This window comes from Pseudomonas cannabina, from assembly GCF_900100365.1.
GTDB classification, from domain to species: domain Bacteria; phylum Pseudomonadota; class Gammaproteobacteria; order Pseudomonadales; family Pseudomonadaceae; genus Aquipseudomonas; species Aquipseudomonas cannabina.
In genome coordinates, this window is sequence record NZ_FNKU01000001.1 from 2715978 (window position 1) to 2734063 (window position 18086).

General features: G+C 60.4%; 19 protein-coding genes and 2 pseudogenes. 15 read left to right on the top strand and 6 right to left on the bottom strand.

All coding sequences use genetic code 11. The features are described 5' to 3' along the window. Window positions 1-38: 38 nt before the first annotated feature. Window positions 39-476 (top strand): annotated as a pseudogene (locus BLT55_RS12655) (hypothetical protein); the annotation flags it as partial. Window positions 477-619: 143 nt separating this feature from the next. Here BLT55_RS12655 and BLT55_RS12660 read toward each other — a convergent pair. After that, on the bottom strand, window positions 620-1597 hold the full coding sequence (locus BLT55_RS12660; protein WP_007247761.1) for an IS5 family transposase: 978 nt from the start codon (window positions 1595-1597) through the stop codon (window positions 620-622). Between the two features lie 83 nt (window positions 1598-1680). Between BLT55_RS12660 and BLT55_RS12665 the strand changes: the two are divergent. Next, a pseudogene (locus tag BLT55_RS12665) lies at window positions 1681-3153 on the top strand (hypothetical protein); the annotation flags it as partial. Between the two features lie 129 nt (window positions 3154-3282). Here the strand turns inward: BLT55_RS12665 and BLT55_RS12670 are convergent. Then, window positions 3283-3969 carry an alpha/beta family hydrolase gene (locus tag BLT55_RS12670; protein WP_055002133.1) on the bottom strand — a complete coding sequence of 229 codons (687 nt, stop codon included), beginning with the start codon at window positions 3967-3969 and terminating at the stop codon, window positions 3283-3285. Window positions 3970-4306: 337 nt separating this feature from the next. Between BLT55_RS12670 and ccoN the strand changes: the two genes are divergently transcribed. From ccoN to BLT55_RS12725, 11 genes are all read left to right on the top strand, one after another. Then, window positions 4307-5752 (top strand): cytochrome-c oxidase, cbb3-type subunit I, encoded by a 1446-nt coding sequence (gene ccoN, locus BLT55_RS12675; RefSeq protein WP_055002134.1) that lies wholly within the window; start codon window positions 4307-4309, stop codon window positions 5750-5752. After that, a complete protein-coding gene (ccoO, locus tag BLT55_RS12680) occupies window positions 5749-6357 on the top strand; it encodes a cytochrome-c oxidase, cbb3-type subunit II (protein WP_055002135.1) in 609 nt (202 codons plus the stop codon). The genes ccoN and ccoO overlap by 4 nt, the downstream gene beginning before the upstream one ends. 5 nt (window positions 6358-6362) lie before the next feature. Next, window positions 6363-6554, top strand: a complete 192-nt coding sequence (locus BLT55_RS12685; protein ID WP_007252130.1) for a CcoQ/FixQ family Cbb3-type cytochrome c oxidase assembly chaperone — start codon at window positions 6363-6365, stop codon at window positions 6552-6554. Next, a complete protein-coding gene (gene ccoP, locus BLT55_RS12690) occupies window positions 6551-7528 on the top strand; it encodes a cytochrome-c oxidase, cbb3-type subunit III (protein WP_055002136.1) in 978 nt (325 codons plus the stop codon). Before BLT55_RS12685 ends, ccoP begins: the two co-directional genes overlap by 4 nt. Before the next feature lie 174 nt (window positions 7529-7702). Next, window positions 7703-7954, top strand: coding sequence for a type II toxin-antitoxin system Phd/YefM family antitoxin (locus tag BLT55_RS12695; RefSeq protein ID WP_007252128.1), 252 nt, complete (start codon window positions 7703-7705; stop codon window positions 7952-7954). After that, window positions 7954-8406 (top strand): type II toxin-antitoxin system VapC family toxin, encoded by a 453-nt coding sequence (locus tag BLT55_RS12700; protein ID WP_055002137.1) that lies wholly within the window; start codon window positions 7954-7956, stop codon window positions 8404-8406. The genes BLT55_RS12695 and BLT55_RS12700 overlap by 1 nt, the downstream gene beginning before the upstream one ends. 22 nt (window positions 8407-8428) lie before the next feature. Next, window positions 8429-9847 (top strand): cytochrome c oxidase accessory protein CcoG, encoded by a 1419-nt coding sequence (ccoG, locus tag BLT55_RS12705; protein ID WP_055002138.1) that lies wholly within the window; start codon window positions 8429-8431, stop codon window positions 9845-9847. 10 nt (window positions 9848-9857) lie between these two features. After that, window positions 9858-10394: a FixH family protein gene (locus tag BLT55_RS12710; protein ID WP_055002139.1), complete on the top strand. Its 537-nt coding sequence runs from the start codon at window positions 9858-9860 to the stop codon at window positions 10392-10394. 11 nt (window positions 10395-10405) lie between these two features. Next, the gene (locus BLT55_RS12715; RefSeq protein WP_162235006.1) at window positions 10406-12856 is read left to right on the top strand and encodes a heavy metal translocating P-type ATPase; all 2451 of its coding nucleotides are present in this window, start codon (window positions 10406-10408) and stop codon (window positions 12854-12856) included. Further along, the gene (ccoS, locus tag BLT55_RS12720; RefSeq protein WP_007252123.1) at window positions 12835-13038 is read left to right on the top strand and encodes a cbb3-type cytochrome oxidase assembly protein CcoS; all 204 of its coding nucleotides are present in this window, start codon (window positions 12835-12837) and stop codon (window positions 13036-13038) included. Before BLT55_RS12715 ends, ccoS begins: the two co-directional genes overlap by 22 nt. Next, window positions 13031-13714 carry a sulfite exporter TauE/SafE family protein gene (locus BLT55_RS12725; protein ID WP_055002141.1) on the top strand — a complete coding sequence of 228 codons (684 nt, stop codon included), beginning with the start codon at window positions 13031-13033 and terminating at the stop codon, window positions 13712-13714. Before ccoS ends, BLT55_RS12725 begins: the two co-directional genes overlap by 8 nt. A gap of 69 nt (window positions 13715-13783) precedes the next feature. Here the strand turns inward: BLT55_RS12725 and BLT55_RS12730 are convergent, their stop codons facing one another. Beyond that, the gene (locus tag BLT55_RS12730) at window positions 13784-14263 is read right to left on the bottom strand and encodes a hypothetical protein (RefSeq protein WP_055002142.1); all 480 of its coding nucleotides are present in this window, start codon (window positions 14261-14263) and stop codon (window positions 13784-13786) included. Window positions 14264-14415: 152 nt separating this feature from the next. On the opposite strand from BLT55_RS12730, the gene fnr reads away from it, so the two are divergent. Next, window positions 14416-15147 carry a fumarate/nitrate reduction transcriptional regulator Fnr gene (gene fnr, locus BLT55_RS12735; RefSeq protein ID WP_042913983.1) on the top strand — a complete coding sequence of 244 codons (732 nt, stop codon included), beginning with the start codon at window positions 14416-14418 and terminating at the stop codon, window positions 15145-15147. A gap of 61 nt (window positions 15148-15208) precedes the next feature. Further along, entirely contained in the window at window positions 15209-15757 is a 549-nt protein-coding gene (locus BLT55_RS12740; RefSeq protein ID WP_054085670.1) for an adenine phosphoribosyltransferase, read from the top strand. A gap of 490 nt (window positions 15758-16247) precedes the next feature. Here the strand turns inward: BLT55_RS12740 and BLT55_RS12755 are convergent, their stop codons facing one another. From BLT55_RS12755 to BLT55_RS12765, 3 genes are read right to left on the bottom strand one after another with little or no spacing between them, the layout of a single operon-like run. After that, complete coding sequence (locus BLT55_RS12755) at window positions 16248-16649, bottom strand: DUF2802 domain-containing protein (RefSeq protein WP_007252117.1); 402 nt, start codon at window positions 16647-16649, stop codon at window positions 16248-16250. Continuing rightward, window positions 16650-17129: a chemotaxis protein CheW gene (locus BLT55_RS12760; RefSeq protein WP_007252116.1), complete on the bottom strand. Its 480-nt coding sequence runs from the start codon at window positions 17127-17129 to the stop codon at window positions 16650-16652. Window positions 17130-17186: 57 nt separating this feature from the next. Continuing rightward, on the bottom strand, window positions 17187-18071 hold the full coding sequence (locus BLT55_RS12765; RefSeq protein WP_054999007.1) for a CheW domain-containing protein: 885 nt from the start codon (window positions 18069-18071) through the stop codon (window positions 17187-17189). Window positions 18072-18086: the final 15 nt, after the last annotated feature.

Consider the following 18086-nt stretch of genomic DNA (forward strand, 5'->3'; position numbering starts at 1 on the left):
TAAGGGCCCGCAACCTTCATAAATACAAGGGAACAACCATGTACGGCAATAATGAAAAAAAAGATAGCTTGCTAATAGCCCCCTCCGTCCCGGCAGCCTTGAGCAATGGTCTGCTACCCACAGACGCGTTGAATGCTCCTGTCCAAGTAAAACTAAAAGTGTGGCAAGGAGCACGCCCTGGCTATACCTATCAGCTTTATTTCGATGAGACTTTTATTGGACCGACAAAGCAAATTCTTGAGTCGCACAGCCCCGAGGACACCCTTAGTCTTGAAATTCCGCAAGAGTTGTTGAAGCACGGCCTGCACTCCGTAGCCTATGCAATCGAAAACCCTATAAATATGGTGGTAGAGTTTTCCGAAAAAACACTCATCTCCGTGGACCTCACTCCACCGGGCGATCCTATCCTTGCACCTATTCTTTTCCCCAGCCAAATCCAGAACGGCCTCACCTCCGAAGAACTTAACAGCCTAGGGAGACGCTGAACAATTAACCCGTTCGCACCGTCCCCATTTCCAAGCCGGTTTTTTTCAACCTGCCGGCCTTATTTTACGTTTCTCGAGCAGATTTCTGCCCTCATTTTGCTGAAAGGCGGGCCAGTCCCGCCTTTCAGACGGATTTATCCTGCCGTCTGTTGTAAATACCGCTTGGCCAGCATCAGATTGGCCAACCCAAACAAACTGAACAACTGCGCTGTATTCTTTTCCAGCCCACGGTAGCGAACCTTGCGATGATTGAAGCGCACCTTGATTACCTGGAAGGGGTGCTCGACCTTGGCACGCAGTTGCGCCTTGGCATATTCAATTTTGCGCTTGACCCGATACAGCACGCTGCCTTCGCCGTGCTGCTTGTAACTGCTTGGCCGTTCTGCAATCGACCAGATAACGTCCCGTTCAGCATGCTCCGGTCGCTTGGCCGCACCGGTGTATCCAGCGTCACCCGAAACATAGGTTTCGTCACCGTGAAGCAACTGGCCAACCTGGGTGACATCCGCCACGTTAGCGGCCGTCCCTACTACGCTGTGCACCAGCCCCGACGTGGCGTCTACACCAATGTGGGCCTTCATCCCAAAGTGCCATTGATTGCCTTTCCTGGCCTGATGCATCTCAGGATCACGCTTGCCTTCTCGGTTCTTGACCGAGGGCGGCGCGGCGATCAGAGTAGCGTCGACGATAGTGCCTTCCTTGAGCAGCAGCCCCCGGCTGGCCAGATGCTGGTTAATCGTTTCAAACAGCAGCCGGGTTAGCTGATGGACTTCCAGCAAGCGGCGAAAACGCAGCAAGGTGGTGGCATCCGGTGCAGACTCGCGACCCAGGTCGATACCCATAAAACCGCGGATGGCCTGGCTGTCGTAGACGGCATCTTCGCAACCTTCATCGGAGAAACCGAAACACTGCTGCACGACGTACATGCGCAACATGCGCGACACCCCTATCGCAGGGCGTCCGCGCTTGCCTGCGGTGTTGCTATAAAACGGCGCCACTTGCGCCTCCAGCAGGGCCCAGGGCACCAACTGTTCAAGGTCAGCCAGGAAGCGATCTCGGCGAGTCTGCTTTTTCTTGCCGGTATATTCGAGTTCGGAGAAGGTCTTCTGCACGCGCGTAACGCTCACGGAGAGGGAGGCTGTTGAAGGAACTTAGTGTGCCAAGGGTGGGGACAGTTGGCTATTTTTGCAGCGCCTCCCTAGGCAACGTCCTCTCCGGCACCATCGCCAGCTACAACGGCATGCAGGAAGGCGACGTCATCCGCACTTACTGGAATAACATCCCCGGCCCGACGGCGGTGGTGACCAAGGACGATATGGGGCTGAAACGAACGATGGTCGATTTTGCCAGACCGTTTCTCGAACGGATAGGCGACATTGAGGCACCGGTCCATTACACGGTCACGGATCTTGCGGGAAATATTTCCATGGAGTCCGAGTCGTTGAGTGTGCAGCTTCAGCTCGCGACCATTACTCCCCTCCCCACCCCATCCATAAAAGAAGCCACCGGCAATACCCTGGACCCCGGGAACGCCTCTTCCGGTGCGACGGTGGTCATCGACGCGGCCGCCAACCTCAAGGCCGGTGATCAAGTCATCGTGCAGTGGCAGGGTCCGAAGGGCAGCGATACCAAGGAGAAGACGCTGACCGGCGCCGACGCTGGCAAAACGCTGGAGGTGTTGTTTGCCGCTGTGCTGGTATCAGCCAACGCCGGGCAGACGGTTTCGGTGTCTTACGTCGTCAATCGTACCAGTGGCCTGGTGCAGGTCTCCGACACGCTGGCCCTGCAAGTTCTTGACGGGCTGACCGAGTTGCCTGCGCCGCGCATGGACAGTGTCGGTGCCGACGGTGTGGTCATGCCTTCGCTGATTCCAGCCAGCGGCGCAACGGTGCGGGTGAGTTATCCGGGCATGGGCGCTCAGGACAGTGTGGTGGTCAACTGGCGCGGTGCGTCCAGTCAGGACACGGCGGCGCAAATTGCGACAGGCAGCGAGTTGCAGTTCAACCTGCCCAAGGCGCTGATCAGTGCCACTGCGGGTGGCTCAGCCACCGTGACCTACACCGTCACCCGCGCTGGAATACCCAAGGTATCGGCGCCTTTGAGGTTGAACGTCCGCCAGGAATTGCTGTTCGACACCTCGCCTGTCGAGGTGGCGGGCAAGGTTTACCTGCTGGTGAGCTACCCGCATCTATTGCCACAATTTCCGGCCAACACCACCGTCCAGCGCCAGGCCAGCGGCGGGAAGGCGCCCTACACCTATAAGTCAGCCGATACGTTGGTGGCGCAAGTGAATAACGAGGGGCTTGTGTCTGTTCGAGGCAAAGGTGCAACGACTATCACGGTGACCGATGCTCTGGGTGCCAGCAAAAGCTATCCGGTCAGCGTAACCGGCGTCATCCATTGCCTTGGTGTGGGCAGCGGCAGCTACAGTCAGATCGCCAGGAATGCGAGTAACAACGGTGCGAGGATTCCATCGATTCATGAGCTTGTGGAGATTTACTCTGCCTACGGCAATCGCTGGCCGATGGGCAACGGTAATTACTGGTCGTCCACCGTCTCGAGCGCCGGCATCGGGGGATGGAACTGGTACTACGTGAAGAACATGGTCAGCGGCGGAAACTTCAAATTGAAGAGCCACAATGCCGCGCTTGGCGTCGCTGTCAAATAATCGATTGCTGAAACGCTGGTGATCATCAGGCAGGGCGTTATCCGCAAGGACAACGTCCTGCTTCTTATATTAATAAGCCGTCAAATGACAAACACCGGCCCCCTCTAGCGTAGAGAAAAACATCGGAACTCAAGCGCGCAGAAACCTGGCAATCTCCCGCGCGGATTCAGCCAGGCACTGATCATGACTGACGCCGGCGATTTTCAGCGGCTTCAAATCATGATTGGCAGTCGGCAACCAGCGCACGCGGATCGCGTCCGACAGCACGTAGCCCTCGACGGTTTCCCGGTCGCCCAACGCATCGCGTTCGCCCTGCACGATAAGCGTCGGTGTTTCGAGCGTGGCCAGGTGCACGACACGTGGCTTGTCCGGCTTACCCACGGCGTAGAACGGGTAGCCCAGGCAAACCAGCGCATCGACCTGCAACTCATCGGCAATCAGGCTGGCCATGCGCCCACCCATCGATTTGCCGCCGATCGCCAGCCGTCCTGTCATCGAACTTCGCACGCTTGCATACACCTCGCGCCAGCCGTCGAGCAACTGCGCTTGCGGGTTGGGCGGACGCTTGCTGCCACCCTGACGTCGTTGGGCCATGTAGGGAAACTCAAAGCGCAGGACGCTGACGCCGTGTGTCGCGAGGTGCGCTGCCATGTCATTCATGAAAGCGCTGTCCATCGGCGCACCGGCCCCATGCGCCAGCAATAACGTCACCGGTTCCAGCGCGTCGACCGACTGCCCCGCTGTCCATAGCCAGCCGCGCTCGCGAACCTGCTGTAACCATTGATCGCTGCTGGCGGGTGGTAAACCTTTGCTCATGCGTGTCTCATCCAGAGGAGTCTGTCGGTAGCCCGCCACTATAAACCAAACCGCGAACCGCTCCGCAAAGCTGCAAACGGTGGCAAAACCGAATTTCGCAGCCTGCCAAGGGTGCGGATTCCAGGCTGCGCAGGGCAGCTGATGGCTACGACTTCCCAGACCCCGCTTTCAAAGATAAGCTTGTCAGCACACGGTCTGCTGCAAACACCTGCCATCTGATCACTCAGATGTCCGGTCCTGCCCCTGCCCTTTCGGTCTGCCTTTGGGCGATTGCCGAGCCTGCATCGCCTGCATCCGAATACGTCTCTGGTCACCCTCTGAATTGTGGAAGTCTGCAATGAGCACAGTAATCACTCCGACGGCCTATAACTACAAAGTGGTGCGCCAGTTCGCCATCATGGCGGTAGTGTGGGGCGTCATCGGCATGGGGCTGGGTGTATTCATCGCGTCGCAACTGGTCTGGCCGGGGCTGAATCTGGAGCTGGAGTGGACCACCTTCGGACGCCTGCGCCCGCTGCACACCAACCTGGTGATCTTTGCCTTCGGTGGTTGTGCGCTGTTCGCCACCTCGTATTACGTGGTGCAACGCACTTGCCAGACACGCCTGATTTCCGACGCTCTGGCAGCGTTCACCTTCTGGGGCTGGCAGGCCGTGATCATCGGTGCCATTGTCAGCCTGCCCATGGGCTACACCACCACCAAGGAATACGCCGAACTCGAATGGCCCATCGCAATCCTGCTGGCCATTGTCTGGGCGGCCTACGCCGCGGTGTTCTTCGGCACTATCGTCATCCGCAAGACCCGGCACATTTATGTCGCCAACTGGTTCTATGGTGCGTTCATCGTCGTGACCGGCATGCTGCACATCGTCAACCACATCTCGTTGCCGGTCAGCCTGTTCAAATCCTATTCAGCCTACGCCGGGGCGACCGACGCCATGATCCAGTGGTGGTACGGGCACAATGCGGTGGGGTTTTTCCTGACCACCGGTTTTCTCGGGATGATGTATTACTTCGTACCCAAGCAGGCCGAGCGGCCGGTCTACTCCTATCGCCTGTCCATCGTGCATTTCTGGGCGTTGATCACCCTGTACATCTGGGCCGGCCCGCACCACTTGCACTACACCGCGCTGCCGGACTGGGCGCAGTCGCTGGGCATGGTGATGTCGATCATCCTGCTGGTGCCGAGCTGGGGCGGCATGATCAACGGCATGATGACCCTGTCGGGCGCCTGGCATAAGCTGCGGACCGATTCGATTCTGCGTTTTCTGGTGGTGTCGCTGGCCTTCTATGGGATGTCGACGTTCGAAGGCCCGATGATGGCGATCAAGACCGTCAACTCGCTGTCGCACTACACCGACTGGACCATCGGCCACGTACACGCCGGGGCGTTGGGCTGGGTGGCGATGATCACCATCGGTTCGCTGTATCACATGATCCCGAAACTATATGCCCGCCCGCATATGCACAGTGTCGGCCTGATCAACGCGCACTTCTGGCTGGCGACCATCGGCACCGTGTTGTACATCTCGTCGATGTGGGTCAATGGCATCACCCAGGGCCTGATGTGGCGTGCAGTCAGTGAGGACGGCACGCTGACTTACTCTTTCGTCGAAGCCATGCAGGCCAGCCATATGGGCTACGTCGTGCGCGCAATCGGCGGCGCGATTTTCACCAGCGGGATGCTGTTGATGGCCTACAACGTGCTGCGTACCGTGCGCGCAGCCGACCCGCAGGCTTCGCAAGCCGCAGCGCGGATCACGGTGTCGGGAGCGCATTCATGAAGCTTGATGCGCTCGAAAAAAACGTCGGCCTGCTGGCGTTCTTCATGGTCATCGCCGTCAGCATCGGCGGCCTGACCCAGATCGTTCCGCTGTTCTTTCAGGACGTGACCCATCAGCCGATTGAAGGCATGAAGCCACGCACTGCGCTGGAAGTGGAAGGCCGCGATGTGTTCATTGCCAACGGCTGCGTGGGTTGTCACTCGCAGATGATTCGTCCGTTTCGCGCCGAGACCGAGCGCTACGGGCACTACTCGGTGGCGGGTGAAAGCGCCTGGGATCACCCGTTCCTGTGGGGTTCGAAACGCACCGGGCCAGACCTCGCAAGAATCGGCGGGCGCTACTCGGATGAGTGGCATCGGGCGCATCTATACAACCCGCGTGACCTCGTGCCCACCTCGATCATGCCGGCCTATCCGTTCCTGGCCGTCAACACACTCGACAGCACGCAGACCGCGAAGAAGCTGCAGGTGTTGCGCACCCTCGGCACGCCATACACTGACGCAGACATCGCCGGGGCCGCGGCTGCGGTGCAGGGCAAGACCGAAATGGACGCGCTGGTGGCCTATCTGCAAGGCCTCGGCACTCTCATCAAGAGCAAGCGGTGATCATGATGGACATCGGAATGATTCGTGGCCTCGGCACGCTGGTGGTGATGCTGGCGTTCATCGGTCTGACGCTGTGGGTATTCAGCCCGGCGCGCAAAGCACAGTTCGACGATGCGACCCTGCTGCCTTTCGCCGACGACCCTGAGGCCACCAGCAACGTCGAGCCTGCCAGTGCCGAACGGGAAGACCGGCCATGAGCACGTTCTGGAGCCTGTATGTCACGGTACTGACGCTGGGAACACTGATCGCCATGCTCTGGCTGCTGCTGAGCACACGCAAAGGCCAGCGCAAGGAATCGACCGAAGAAAAGGTCGGCCATTCGTTCGACGGCATCGAGGAGTACGACAATCCGCTGCCCGGCTGGTGGTTCAAGCTGTTCATTGCCACCCTCGTCTTTGCGCTGGGCTATTTGTTGCTGTACCCGGGGCTCGGCAACTGGCAGGGCCTGCTGCCCGGCTATGAGTATCGAGACAAGGACAGCAAGACCCGGTTCTCCGACGGTCAGCAAGGCTGGACCAGTGTCCATGAATGGGAAAGAGAGGTCGCGACTGCCGAAGCACGTTATGGCCCGCTGTTCGCCAGGTATGCGGCGATGCCCGTCGAGGAAGTCGCCAAAGACCCGCAGGCGCTGAAAATCGGCGCGCGCCTGTTCGCCTCCAACTGCTCGGTCTGCCACGGCTCCGATGCCAAAGGCGCCTATGGTTTTCCCAACCTGACCGATGCGGACTGGCGCTGGGGCGGCGACGCTCAGGCAATCAAGACGTCGATCATGGCCGGGCGCATGGGCGTGATGCCTGCGCTGGGTAGCGCACTGGGCGAACAAGGCGTGCGTGACGTGTCGGCTTACGTGCTGACCCAACTGGACGCGAGGCCGCTTCCGGAAGGCACCGATGCCGATCCGGTTGCCGGTCAGAAGACCTTCACCACCCTGTGCGCCGCCTGCCACGGGCCAGAGGGCAAAGGCATGCCGTTGCTGGGTGCACCTGATCTGACACATCCGCGCGCCTTCATTTACGGATCGGGTTATGCGCAACTTCAACAAACCATCCGTGACGGTCGCCAGGGCCAGATGCCGGCGCAACAGGCACTGCTCGGCAACGACCGGGTCCACATTCTGGCAGCGTATGTCTACAGTCTGTCCCGACAGAACAAGCCGGCCGAGCCCCGGTAAGCCCGGAGGCAGAGCCGAGCGACGCTTCGCGTGTTCGCGCTCTGTCGGCAACCCACAGACCGATGCAAGCGCTGTTGCAATTTGAAAGACTGTGCATGTTGTAGTTACATCTCTACAAGTCTAGACTCGCTCATTGCCACGCCAATTTGTCTATCCACTCAGGAGGTCGCTTGCATGACGACTACCCTTTCCAGCCGCGAATTCAATCAGGACACCAGCGGGGCCAAGAAGGCCGCGAATGAAGGTCCGGTGTTCATCACCGACAGGGGCCGCCCCGCGCATGTGCTGTTGTCGATCGAGGATTACCTGAAGCTGACCGGTGGCGCAGTCAGTATCGCCGACATGCTGATCATGCCGACTGACGTCGATATCGAGTTCGAGCCGCAACGCGCGGTTATCACCCCCCGGCCTGTGGATCTGTCCTGATGTTTCTGCTCGACACCAACGTGGTCTCCGAACTGCGCAAGCGCAACGCCGACACCAACGTGGTCCGCTGGTCGCGGGACCACATGGCGTCGAGCCTGTTCATTTCAGCGATTACGGTGCTGGAACTCGAAACAGGCGTTCTGCGCATCGAGCGCCGCGACCCGACCCAAGGTGCGGCGTTGCGCCTGTGGCTGGAGCATAATGTGTTGAAAGCGTTCGCCGGGCGCATACTGGCAGTCGACACTCAGGTGGCCAGGCGCTGCGCTCAGTTGCACGTGCCCGACCCACGCAGCGAATGCGACGCACTGATCGCGGCCACCGCACTGGTGCATGGCATGACCATGGTGACGCGTAACACCGGAGATTTTCAATCGTGCGGGGTCGCTTTGCTCAATCCATGGGTCAGTCAGCTCAACGAAGACGCCGCCCGTTATTCGATCAACGCACGTTGAGCCCTCGCCGCAGGATGCCTCAGTGAGCAATCAGATTCCGCTCCACGACATCACCCCGCGTCCCGGTGAAGGCAGCGAAACAGTGGAGCTTTACGCGGCGCGGGAAAAGATCCACACCCGCGCTTTCAAAGGCCTGTTTCGTAATCTGCGCATGGCAGGCGGTGCGCTGCTGTTGCTGATCTTTTTCGGCACAGTCTGGCTGACCCGCAACGGGCATCAGGCGGTGTGGTGGAATCTGCCAGAGCGCAAGTTCTATATCTTCGGTGCGACCTTCTGGCCGCAGGACTTCATCCTGTTGTCCGGGATTCTCATCGTTGCGGCCTTCGGGCTGTTTTTTATCACGGTCTATGCCGGACGTATCTGGTGCGGATACACCTGCCCGCAGAGCGTCTGGACCTGGATGTTCATGTGGTGCGAAAAAGTCACCGAGGGCGACCGCAACCAGCGCATCAGGCTCGACCATGCTCCGATGAGCGCCGGTAAACTGCTGCGCAAGTCCACCAAACACAGCTTGTGGCTGCTGATCGGTTTTGCCACGGGCCTGACCTTCGTGGGTTATTTCTCGCCGATCCGCGACTTGTGTTTAGACCTGTTCACCGGCGAGGCGGATGGCTGGGCGTATTTCTGGGTCGGTTTTTTCACCCTGGCCACTCACCTCAATGCAGGCTGGCTGCGCGAGCAGGTGTGCATCTACATGTGCCCCTATGCGCGCTTCCAGAGCGTGATGTTCGACAAGGACACGCTGATCATTTCCTACGACCCGGATCGCGGCGAACCGCGTGGGCCGCGCAAAAAAGAAGCCGACCATCAGGCAGCCGGGCTCGGAGACTGTATCGACTGTACGATGTGCGTGCAGGTCTGCCCGACCGGCATCGATATTCGCGACGGTCTGCAAGTGGAGTGCATCAGTTGCGCCGCGTGTGTCGACGCCTGCAACACGGTCATGGACAAAATGGATTACCCGCGCGGGCTGATTCGCTATACCACCGAACACAATCTGTCCGGAGAGCGCACCCGTACACTGCGCCCGCGCCTGATCAGTTACGCGCTGGCCCTGTTGGTGATGATCGGGCTGCTTGCCAGCGCTTTTTACCTGCGCCCGCTGGCGGGGCTCGACATCAGCCGGGACCGTATGCTGTTCCGGGAAAATGCCGAAGGCCGTATCGAAAACGTCTACAGCCTGAAAGTGATCAACAAGGATCAGGTCGATCACAGCTACCTGCTCAATGCCAGCGGCCTGCCCGACCTGCAACTGCAAGGCCCGCATGAGATCAAGGTGTCGGCAGGCCAGATTTTCAGCCTGCCGGTAGGGTTGTCCAGCGCGCCGGAGAAACTGTCATCCAGCAGAAACGAAGTGACGTTCACCCTCCAGGACATCGATAACGGCGGCACGCTTATCGAAACCAAAAGCAGCTTCCTCGGCCCACCGACTATTCGTTAAGAGTGCCCTCATGCCCGCTGCAGCCCCTTCAAGCCCTTGGTACAAACATCTCTGGCCGTGGATCATCATCGCGATCCTGACCTGCTCGGTGACCCTGAGCCTGACGATGGTGGCCATCGCCGTGAACAATCCGGACAATCTGGTCAGCGACAACTATTACGAAGCCGGCAAAGGCATCAATCGCTCACTTAACCGCGAAGTGCTGGCCCAGACACTCAAGCTGCGTGCCCGTGTTCATCTGGACGAGCTTACCGGCGAAGCCGAGGTGCGCCTGAGCGGCAACAGCGGCCCGGACCGTCTTGAGCTGAACCTTGTTTCCCCGACCCAGCCCGCCCGGGACCGACGGGTGTTCCTGACTCGCAGCGCTTCCGAACCTGGCCGTTATGTCGGCCAGTTGCAGGACAAGGTCCAGGGCCGCCGTTTTGTCGAACTGCTGGGCGTCGAAGGTGGCCAGACCTGGCGCCTGTTCGAGGAAGAACAGATCGGGCGCGAAGACCTGACCCTCGGCGATGAACCGCTACAGGCTGCACAAGGCCGGAAAAACTGACCGTGCCCGCCCTGTCCAGCCCAACGCCTTGTTACCACTGCGGCCTGCCCGTCCCGTCCGGCAAGCGCTTCACCGCGCGGGTGCTGGGCGAAACCCGCGAACTGTGCTGCCCCGGCTGTCAGGCTGTAGCCGAAGCCATCGTCGCTGGCGGGCTGGAAAGCTATTACCGCCATCGCAGCCAGACATCCGCCAACCCGGAACGTCTGCCCGCGCAGTTGCTGGACGAACTGAAACTCTATGACCGTCCCGACGTGCAGGCACCCTTCGTGCGCCACGAGGGCGCTGTTTCGGAAACCACGCTGCTGGTCGAAGGCATCAGTTGCGCGGCCTGTGGCTGGCTGATCGAGCAGCGGCTGGGCAGATTGCCCGGCGTTGCCGAGGCGCGCCTGAACCTGTCCAGCCATCGCCTTCAGGTGCGCTGGCACGCTGAGCAACTGCAATTCAGCCAATTGTTCAACGAACTGCGCACCATCGGTTATGTGGCTCACCCCTGGCAGGCGGACCGCGCAGCCGAGCGCCTGGCCCATGACAACCGGCTGGCGCTGCGGCAACTGGGGGTGGCGGGCCTGCTGTGGTTTCAGGCGATGATGGCCACCATGGCGACCTGGCCGGAGTTCAACATTGATCTCAGCCCGCAACTGCACACTATCCTGCGCTGGGTGGCGCTGTTTCTGACCACGCCCATCGTGTTTTACAGCTGCGCGCCGTTCTTTCGCGGCGCGCTACGTGACCTGCGCAGCCGTCAATTGACAATGGATGTTTCGGTATCGCTGGCAATCGGCGCAGCTTATGGCGCAGGCATCTGGACCACCATCACCGGCACCGGCGAGCTGTATTTCGACGCGGTCGGCATGTTCGCCCTGTTTCTGCTCACAGGACGTTATCTGGAACGTCGCGCCCGCGAGCGCACGGCTGCGGCCACTGCGCAACTGGTCAACCTGCTGCCGGCCTCGTGCCTGCGCCTGGATGAAGCAGGTCAGACCAAGCACGTTATGCTCAGCGAACTTCGTCTGGCTGATCGCGTGCTGGTGCAACCCGGTGCGTTGGTTCCGGCCGACGGAACCATCCTTGCAGGCCAGTCCAGTGTGGATGAGTCGCTGCTGACCGGCGAATACCTGCCGCAAGCGCGTGGCACGGGTGATGCCGTCACCGCCGGGACACTCAACGTCGAAAGCCCGTTGACCGTCGAGGTGTCGGCGCTGGGTGACGCCACCCGATTGTCCGCGATTGTCAGGCTGCTTGAGCGGGCGCAGACCGAAAAGCCCAGACTGGCGCAGATCGCCGACCGCGCCGCGCAGGCTTTCCTGCTGTTTTCACTGATCGCGGCGGCTGTGATCGGAGTCGTCTGGTGGCAGATCGACGCTGCGCGTGCGTTCTGGGTTGTACTGGCGATGCTGGTTGCAACCTGCCCGTGCGCACTGTCGCTGGCGACGCCGACCGCCCTGACCGCAGCGACCGGCACGCTGCACCGGCTCGGGCTGTTATTGACCCGAGGCTATGTGCTGGAGGGCCTGAACCGGATCGACACGGTTATCTTCGACAAGACCGGCACACTGACCGAAGGACGTCTGGTATTGCGCAGCATTCTGACATTGAGCGAGCTGAGTGCCGATGAGTGTCTGGGATTGGCGGCCGCGCTGGAGAACCGCTCCGAACACCCCATTGCCCGCGCTTTCGGACCGGCGCCGCAGCCTGCCGAAGAGGTCCATAACCTGCCGGGGCTGGGGCTTGAAGGCTGCGTCGGAGCACGCCATTTGCGCATCGGCGAACCGACGTTCGTGTGCGCCCTGAGCAATAGCGATGCGCCACCCACGCCCGCTGAAACCGGTCAGTGGCTGTTGTTGGGCGATGCGCAAGGGCCGCTGGCATGGCTGGTGCTCGATGACGCTCTGCGCGCCGACGCAGGCTTGCTGGTGCAGGCCTGCAAGGCACGCGGCTGGAAAACCCTGATGCTGTCCGGTGACAGTTCGCCGATGGTCGCCTGCGTTGCCGATGCGCTGGGCATCGACGACGCGCGTGGAAGCATGCGCCCGGACGACAAGCTGGCCGTGCTGCATCAATTGCAGGCGCAAGGCCGCAGGGTGCTGATGATCGGCGATGGCGTCAACGATGTGCCGGCCATGGCCGCCGCCGATATCAGCGTGGCGATGGGCTCGGCCACCGACCTTGCCAAAACCAGCGCAGACGCAGTGCTGCTGTGCAATCGGTTGCCGGTGCTGATCGACGCGCTGAACCTTGCGCGCCGCACCCGGCGGATCATTATCGAAAACCTCATGTGGGCCGCTCTGTACAATGGCCTGATGTTGCCATTTGCCGCGCTGGGCTGGGTGACGCCCGTCTGGGCAGCCATCGGCATGTCGGTCAGCTCGTTGATCGTGGTGCTCAACGCCCTGCGCCTGACGCGTCTGCCGCAATCAGCCCAATCGGCTTCGGAGGTTTCATGCCTGCGCTCTACATCATGATTCCTGCTGCCCTGCTGCTGGTAGGCGTCGCGATTTACGTGTTCTTCTGGGCGGTCGACAGCGGCCAGTACGACGACATGGAAGGTCCGGCACACAGTGTGTTGTTCGATGATCCGCCAGCAATCGATCAGGCCGAAGCGCAACGCCCCCGAACCGGAACCGACGAGAAGCCCGATGCTTGAGCTCGTGCCACTGCTGTTCTCGGCACTGATTCTTGGCCTGCTGGGCGGCGGCCATTGTCTGGGCATGTGTGGTGGCCTGATGGGCGCACTGACCCTCGCCATTCCCCAGGAACAGCGCAGCCGTCGGTTTCGTCTGCTGCTAGCGTACAACCTGGGACGGATTTGCAGCTACACGCTGGCGGGTGTGCTGTCCGGGCTGGCAGGCTGGGCGGTTGCACAAAGCCCGCTGGCAACCGGCCTGCGCGTGGCCGCCGCGCTACTGCTTATCGTCATGGGCCTGTATCTGGCGGGCTGGTGGAGCGGTCTGACACACATCGAACGTCTGGGCCGTGGGCTGTGGCGATACCTGCAACCGCTGGCCCGCCGCCTGATGCCGGTGTCCAGTCTGCCCCGCGCCTTGTTGTTGGGCGCTTTATGGGGCTGGCTGCCCTGCGGGCTGGTCTACAGCGCGCTGCTCTGGGCTGCCAGTCAGGCCAATCCTGTGCACAGCGCGTTGCTGATGCTGGCATTCGGGCTGGGCACTTGGCCTGTGTTGCTGGCCACGGGCCTGGCAGCCGAACGCACCACCGCGCTGCTGCGCAAGCGTGGCATTCGCATGGCCAGAGGCCTGCTGGTCATTGTGTTCGGCTTGTGGACCCTGCCGGGCCCGCATCAACACTGGCTGATGGGGCACTGAGCCATGGGGCTCCCATCGAGATTCTTCCTGCGTTGCGCGCACCCTCGAACTCTTGGCCGGGTCGCCGCTTCACATTTTGGCCAGTACCAGCATGCCAGCGGAGGTCTTGTCGCTATCGCTGGAACCCAGGCTGTTCATCAGCGACGACAGATCGGCGGTGGAACTGCTCATCAGCGCCTGTAACGTGCCCAGCACGGTTTGCAGCGCCCCGGCTTTGGTCTGGCGCTCTTCAGGGGTCAGGCTTCTGTCGGCCAAGACTTTCTGAATCTGATCAGTGGTTTCCTCCATCTTGCGCTGCAATTCGCGGATCGACTTGAGGATTTTCTGCACCGAAGAAGGAAGACCGCTCTGTTCGATATCCGAGTCTCTCGACCCTGACGACGCTGCAGCCTTGCCCTCGGCTGACAGATTGACCTCTATCCCCTTCGCTTTGCCAGCAGACGCCTCGGCAACATTGTCGCTGGTCTGGTCACTGGCCTGACTGTAGGTGATCGTCGCGGTTGCTGGACGTATCGTAACGCTGTTGATCAACGGAACGGTCGTTGACATGGCAAGGCATCCTGAGTCAGCTGAAAAGATACAAGGTCATCGGCACCACACCCGGAAACTTGATGAAACAGTTCACCCTCGAAGCTGGCCGCATCTGGCAAGGGTGAGTTACCCTTACGTCCTATGTGTGATTTCCCACAAGGAATTAAGTGATGTCCGAGCCAGCAAAACGCGCTCAACCCCAGGCTCATTGCAAGGATTGCAGTCTCGCTCCGCTCTGCTTGCCCCTCTCGTTGAATATGGACGACATGGACTCGCTTGACCAAATCGTCAAACGCGGCCGCCCGCTGAAGAAAGGCGAGTTTCTGTTTCGTCAGGGCGATACCTTCGAATCGGTGTACGCGGTGCGCTCCGGCGCCCTGAAAACCTTCAACATCAGCGATTCGGGCGAAGAACAGCTCACCGGCTTCCACCTGCCCAGCGAGCTGCTGGGCATGTCGGGCATGGACGCCGAGGCCTACCCGGTTTCGGCGCAGGCGCTGGAAACCACGTCAGTCTGCGAGATTCCATTCGAGCGCCTAGACGAACTTTCGGCTCAGTTGCCGCAATTGCGTCGGCAACTGATGCGGGTCATGAGCCGCGAGATCCGTGACGATCAGCAAATGATGCTGTTGTTGTCGAAAAAGACCGCCGACGAGCGTATTGCCACCTTTCTGGTCAATTTGTCGGCGCGCTTCCGGGCGCGGGGCTTTTCAGCCAATCAGTTCAGGCTAAGCATGTCGCGCAACGAGATCGGCAATCACCTGGGGCTGGCGGTTGAAACCGTGTCCCGGGTGTTCACCCGCTTCCAGCAAAACGAGCTGGTACGTGCCGACGGCAAGGAGATCCACATCCTCGCGCCCGTCGAGCTGTGCGCACTGGCTGGCGGCGCAATGCAAAGCTGAGGCGTGCGATCTGTGGCAGGTGGGCTTAAACTGTCGGCCAAAACTGCCATGGATCACCCAGATGACCTTCGATCAATCGACTTTCAAAGCCCTGATACGCCCGGTCGTAGACTTCCCCAAGCCGGGTGTCGTGTTTCGCGACATCACTCCGCTGTTCCAGTCGCCCAAGGCCACGCGTCAGGTGATCGACGCCTTCGTGCAGCGCTATATCGAAGCCGATTTCAGCCACATTGGCGTCATGGACGCACGTGGTTTTCTGATTGGTTCAGTGGTCGCTTACCAGTTGAACAAGCCGTTGGTGCTGTTCCGCAAACAGGGCAAACTGCCGGCTGACGTGCTGTCCGAGGGTTATCAGACCGAGTACGGTGAAGCCTATCTGGAGGTTCATGCAGACAGCCTGTGCGACGGCGATTCGGTGGTGATGTTCGATGACCTGATCGCCACAGGTGGCACGCTGATTGCGGCTGCCAACCTGATCCGCCGCATGGGCGCCAGGGTTCACGAGGCTGCTGCGATCATCGACCTGCCGGAACTGGGCGGCTCGAAACGCCTGCACGACCTGCAGATCCCCACGTTCTGCCTGACGGAATTTGCGCTGGACGAGCAGTAAGACGGCACGCTGACTTTGCACGGCGGTTCTGCGATTTCAGTGATATCTATTTTCGACTCAAGGCACCTTTTCGCCCCTCGGCGACTGACTTTGAAGGATCAAAGTAAGCAAAATCCCGGCTCCGTTTCCGGCCCGACTTCGTCGGGTTCCTTCGCCCTGTCACTGATCCGGGGGTCGCCGCAACGGGCCATCCATGGCCCGGTGCGGCTAGCCTGGCGTCCTGCCAGGCTAGCCCCGGATCAGCGCCAGGACTCAGCCGTCACTTACGTCGCACCCTGCGTCGTCAGTGCCATCGCGGTAGAAAAGCGCTTATTTATGAGCAAGGCATGACAAAGTGCTGCAGCACAGCGGTGACGCAGAGCGTCACGAGACGGCATGACGACGCGGAGCGTCGCAGGATAGTTGAAGGACGGAGACGGAGCGTCCAGAACGGCGTACCGACGCAGAACGCCGGCACGATGGTCACTGGCTGGCTGTGCAGGACGACGAACTAGCTCGGCGTGTTGCCGTGCAGTTTGGTCATCAGTTGCGCTTCAGCCTGGGTCAGGCCGCAGGATTGGGTCAGTTCGTCGATGCTGGCGCCCATGCCAACGAGGCGCGCGGCTTGGGCAAAGGACAGCGTGGAGGGATCGCGCTGTTCCAGTGCCGTCAGTTTGTCAGGCAGCGGCGCGACCGTGGCACGCAGTTCGTGCAACGCCTCACCCATGCGGACCGTGCCGTTCTGGTAGTTGTCCAGACGCCTGGCCAACTCCTTGATTCGTTGATCACGCAAGGCAGCCGCCTCGTCACGCGCTGCGTCGAGCTTGCGCTGACGCTTCGTATGGGCCAGGAACAAAAACAGGGTGACAACCCAGAGAATGCCCAGAAAGACGACAGCTACCTCAACGATCAATCAGATGCTCTCCAGTTCGGACCACTCTTCTTCAGACATCATTTTGTCCAGCTCGACCAGGATCAACAGTTCGCCGTTCTTGTTGCAGACGCCCTGAATGAACTTGGCCGATTCGTCGTTACCCACGTTCGGTGCGGTTTCGACTTCGGACTGACGCAAGTAAACCACTTCCGCCACGCTGTCGACCAGAATACCGACCACTTGTTTGTCGGCTTCGATGATCACGATACGCGTGTTGTCACTGACTTCAACCGGATCCAGACCGAAACGCTGACGGGTGTCGATCACGGTCACGACGTTACCGCGCAGGTTGATGATCCCGAGGACATAGCTTGGCGCACCTGGCACCGGGGCAATTTCGGTGTAGCGCAGCACTTCCTGCACCTGCATTACATTGATGCCATAGGACTCGTTGTCCAGACGGAATGTAACCCATTGCAGGATCGGATCTTCGGAACCTTGCGCAGACGACTTATTCATAACCCCAACCCCTCACGTGTGTTCTTTGCGGGCAGCGCCTTTGGCGCCGACCCATGATTATTTCGACTTGTTCAACTGCTTGACCGCGCCACTGGCTATCAGCTCGGCCAACTCTGCAACGTCCAGCAACGCGCACATGTGTTCGATCACCGTGCCCGCCAACCATGGGCGCTGGCCGCGCTGCGTGCGCCATTTGATCTCGTTCGGATCAAGACGCAACGAGCGACTCACATGATGCACCGCCAGCCCCCACTCGTATCCCTGCACCGAGATCACGTACTGCAATCCCTGGCGAAAATCATCGCGATAGCGATCCGGCATGATCCAGCGCGCGGTATCCAGTACTTTCAAATTACCTGCCTGGCTGGGCAGAATCCCGAGAAACCAGTCCGGCTGGCCGAACAGCGGCGTCAGCTCCTGCCCCGCCAGCGGGTAAATCGAGCCCAGGCACACCAGCGGCACCGCCAGCGTCAGGCCAGCCACATCGAACAGCAGGCATTCGAACGGCTCTGCAGCCCACGCCGGACGACCATCGCTGGTCGGCGGTGGCGTGGGAGTCCGCTGAGTCACCCGTGTGCTCAACTCCGCGACAGGCTCGACCAGACCCACAGTCGGTTCCGCCGTTTCAACTTCTAATGCCTCGACCGGCACCGCTTCGGCAACAATCACCGGAGCGACTTCAACCACAGGCGCTGGCACTGCAACCGGTGTCGCTGCCTTGACGGCAACCGCCACCGGTTTGAGCTGCGCCTGCATCCGCGCGTCGAACGCCTGCTCTTCGAGCACGGCGGCCTGAAATTCATCGATGCTGGCGGAGGGCTCTTCGAGCTCTTCCGTAGCGTCGTACAGCAATGCATCCAGATAAGACTGCAAAGCCAGCTTGGGTCGTGTTGCAACTTCTACAGGGCGGTTCATACCGGGACCCAACAAAAAATGAAGCATGTGCAGCCTGATAGA

Coding starts and splice junctions, on each gene's coding strand:
- ccoP (WP_055002136.1), top strand. CDS start 6,551: ATGAGCACGTTCTGGAGCCTGTATGTCACGGTACTGACGCTGGGAACA.
- BLT55_RS12685 (WP_007252130.1), top strand. CDS start 6,363: ATGGACATCGGAATGATTCGTGGCCTCGGCACGCTGGTGGTGATGCTG.
- BLT55_RS12710 (WP_055002139.1), top strand. CDS start 9,858: ATGCCCGCTGCAGCCCCTTCAAGCCCTTGGTACAAACATCTCTGGCCG.
- fnr (WP_042913983.1), top strand. CDS start 14,416: ATGTCCGAGCCAGCAAAACGCGCTCAACCCCAGGCTCATTGCAAGGAT.
- BLT55_RS12730 (WP_055002142.1), bottom strand. CDS start 14,263: ATGTCAACGACCGTTCCGTTGATCAACAGCGTTACGATACGTCCAGCA.
- BLT55_RS12725 (WP_055002141.1), top strand. CDS start 13,031: ATGCTTGAGCTCGTGCCACTGCTGTTCTCGGCACTGATTCTTGGCCTG.
- BLT55_RS12740 (WP_054085670.1), top strand. CDS start 15,209: ATGACCTTCGATCAATCGACTTTCAAAGCCCTGATACGCCCGGTCGTA.
- ccoS (WP_007252123.1), top strand. CDS start 12,835: ATGCCTGCGCTCTACATCATGATTCCTGCTGCCCTGCTGCTGGTAGGC.
- BLT55_RS12670 (WP_055002133.1), bottom strand. CDS start 3,969: ATGAGCAAAGGTTTACCACCCGCCAGCAGCGATCAATGGTTACAGCAG.
- BLT55_RS12760 (WP_007252116.1), bottom strand. CDS start 17,129: ATGAATAAGTCGTCTGCGCAAGGTTCCGAAGATCCGATCCTGCAATGG.
- ccoN (WP_055002134.1), top strand. CDS start 4,307: ATGAGCACAGTAATCACTCCGACGGCCTATAACTACAAAGTGGTGCGC.
- BLT55_RS12700 (WP_055002137.1), top strand. CDS start 7,954: ATGTTTCTGCTCGACACCAACGTGGTCTCCGAACTGCGCAAGCGCAAC.
- BLT55_RS12695 (WP_007252128.1), top strand. CDS start 7,703: ATGACGACTACCCTTTCCAGCCGCGAATTCAATCAGGACACCAGCGGG.
- BLT55_RS12765 (WP_054999007.1), bottom strand. CDS start 18,071: ATGCTTCATTTTTTGTTGGGTCCCGGTATGAACCGCCCTGTAGAAGTT.
- ccoO (WP_055002135.1), top strand. CDS start 5,749: ATGAAGCTTGATGCGCTCGAAAAAAACGTCGGCCTGCTGGCGTTCTTC.